The following is a 2,437-nucleotide window of genomic DNA, read 5'->3' as shown; positions in this document are numbered from 1 at the left end:
GTCGCTACCATCTCCTCGGTTTCTTCCTCGCCGCGAGCGCCTTCTTCGGCGGAACCTTCGTCGCGGCGAAAGCCGGGTTGAACTACTTCCCGCCGTTGTTGTTCGTCGCGTTTCGGTTCGCCATCGGCACGGCGCTGTTGCTGACCTACGTGTTGTTCGCGTTTTCACGGGAGGAGTGGCTTCCCCGTACACGCTCGGACTTCGCCGGTATCCTCGCCGCTGGCGTGTTCACGGTCGGCTTGACGAATGCGTTCATCTTTCTGGGACAGCAGTACACGTCGAGCGGGGTCGGGTCGATCATCTACAGTCTCAACCCGATTCTGACTCCCGCCCTCGCGGCCGTGCTGCTATCTGACGAGGACCTCACTCGCGTCGGTGCCGGTGGGTTGGCGCTCGGATTCGTCGGCGTCGCGCTCGTGGTCGACATCGACCCCGCTCACGTGCTGGACGGTGCTGTCCTCGGGAAGGGAATCCTCCTCGGTGCCGCGATCTGCGGTGCGCTCGGAAGCGTTCTGATTCGGCGGGCGGGTTCCTCCCTCGGCAGTACCGTTCGCACCGCATGGGCACTCCCGGTCGCTGCGCTCCTCTGCCATACGTTGAGTTTCGCCGCCGGTGAACAACCGGCCGCGATTGCGTGGACGCCGACCGCGTTCGCTGCGCTCGGTTACGTCGGCGTCTTCTCGGGTGCGCTCGCGTTCATCGCGTACTTCGGCCTGCTGGACGAGGTCGGGGCGATTCGGGGGAACTTGATCTTCTACCTCGTCCCCATCGTGGCCACGCTCGGCGGATGGGCACTCCTGGGCGAAGCGATCTCGGCACGGACGATCGTCGGATTCGTCACGATCTTCCTCGGGTTCTCGATACTCGGGCACCGCGTGATCGGAGCGGAAGTCTCCCGAATCCGGAACCGCGTCGCGACGACGCTCGATCCGGGGTCGAAGCCAGTGGCGACGCGCGTCAACGAGACGTCGAGTTGGGGCGAACAGGATTGAGGAGAAGAACGCAAATTCGTACCGAGGCGACCATAACTCCGAATCGGTACCGAACCTGTCCCCGTCTACTTTCATTCGGTTACACAACCCGGCTATCAGTCAGTTCGACCATCGCGCGATCACGAACAGTACCGCGGTGATCAAGACGAACGCAGTCAACGAGAGGTTCGGGATCGTTATCCCACCGATTCGATACTGCACGATGCCGCAACTGATCTCGCCGACGGAACAGGCCGTCGGAGCCCCCGTGTACTGTATCCACGAGTGGTACGCTGCGATCAAAACGCCGCCGATCGCGAGCGGGAACGCGGTCCGGTAGACGAGCGGTCGCCCCTCGATCGTCGCGACACCGAGTATGACCACGAGCGGATACATCAGGATCCGTTGGTACCAGCACAGTTCACAGGGAACGAGTCCGAGGCCGAAACTCAGCCAGAGACTCCCACCAGTTGCGACTGCTGCGATGATCGTCCCCACCGCCAGCCATCGTCGGCTATCGATCGTTGTAACGTGTCTCATTGATTTAGCTAAATGACTCGGTAGACTGCCTCCAACACGGTCACCGTTCGTGATTGGAGTGGGAATCGAAGCCCGAACGGTGGTATCGAGGACGATGGGGTACCCGGTTCGACCACCGTCGTACCCGTACGCAGTGGCCGGTGAAACTCCCCAGACTGCGCACATGATACGGGAGCCCCATCGGTCATACACCTACGTATGTAAGCGGGGTATGCTAAATGTTCGCTTCTTTGCACGCGAGCATCGTTCTAGTTCGTCTGAAACGACTCTACCGTGTACGGGATGACGCCGACCGGAGGTAAAGAGCGAACGTCGTGTGTAGAACCCGAGTCGTTGACCCGGAACGATTCACCTCGGATACGGAGATCGAGGGTGGCCTGTGAACATTCGGCTAGCATTGGGGAGGAGACCAGAGAATTCATTTGCCCTCGATTATGAGTGGGTGTATGGCCACATTCGAAGTATCCCTCCCCGACCGTATCGACTCCGATATCGATCGACTCGTCGACCAAGGTGATTTCCTGAATCGGGAGCAAGCGGTCGAAGAGCTCCTTACACTCGGCGTGTCGGCACACGCACCTGCTAACGAGGTCGACGAAGAAATAGCTGAAAGCCTCTTTACCCAGACCGTCGACGACCAGCAGGACCCAGCTAGTTACCAAGACGAACCACTCTAGTTCGAGATAAAGATCGACCTCGTTTCGAGTCGTATCCTACCGCTACGGACTTCCGTGGCGGATTCCGTGCGCATGATTCGAGCAGGGATCACCACGGTATCGGGAATAATAGGTAAGATTGGTGGAATAGATAACTCAGGTAAAATTTGCGAATTGGGTCGAATAGTTTAAATTGGTGGTGTAGTTCGGACAGAGCAAATCCCGTAGGGGGAACCGAATTCGATCCGTCGTCTGCCATTAGTAACAGAT

Annotated in this window: 3 protein-coding genes; 2 read left to right on the top strand and 1 reads right to left on the bottom strand. The window is 59.0% G+C overall.

Features of this window, described 5'->3' with window-relative positions; all coding sequences use genetic code 11:
* Positions 1 to 992 (top strand): DMT family transporter (locus WBV42_RS10045; RefSeq protein WP_423985908.1); only part of this gene is annotated, 992 nt, incomplete at its 5' end.
* A 99-nt stretch (positions 993 to 1,091) separates the two neighbouring features.
* Here WBV42_RS10045 and WBV42_RS10040 read toward each other — a convergent pair.
* Positions 1,092 to 1,511: a disulfide bond formation protein B gene (locus WBV42_RS10040; RefSeq protein WP_423985907.1), complete on the bottom strand. Its 420-nt coding sequence runs from the start codon at positions 1,509 to 1,511 to the stop codon at positions 1,092 to 1,094.
* A gap of 446 nt (positions 1,512 to 1,957) precedes the next feature.
* Between WBV42_RS10040 and WBV42_RS10035 the strand changes: the two genes are divergently transcribed.
* Complete coding sequence (locus tag WBV42_RS10035) at positions 1,958 to 2,188, top strand: ribbon-helix-helix domain-containing protein (protein ID WP_423985906.1); 231 nt, start codon at positions 1,958 to 1,960, stop codon at positions 2,186 to 2,188.
* Positions 2,189 to 2,437 lie beyond the last annotated feature (249 nt).

It is taken from the genome of Haladaptatus sp., assembly GCF_049589095.1.
In the GTDB taxonomy this organism is placed as follows: domain Archaea; phylum Halobacteriota; class Halobacteria; order Halobacteriales; family Haladaptataceae; genus Haladaptatus.
The sequence above is the reverse complement of the archived record's forward strand: the minus strand, read 5'-3'. Positions and strand labels throughout refer to the sequence as shown.

Excerpts from the sequence above, each read along its gene's own strand:
- WBV42_RS10035 (WP_423985906.1), top strand. The coding sequence starts at position 1,958 with ATGGCCACATTCGAAGTATCCCTCCCCGACCGTATCGACTCCGATATC.
- WBV42_RS10040 (WP_423985907.1), bottom strand. The coding sequence starts at position 1,511 with ATGAGACACGTTACAACGATCGATAGCCGACGATGGCTGGCGGTGGGG.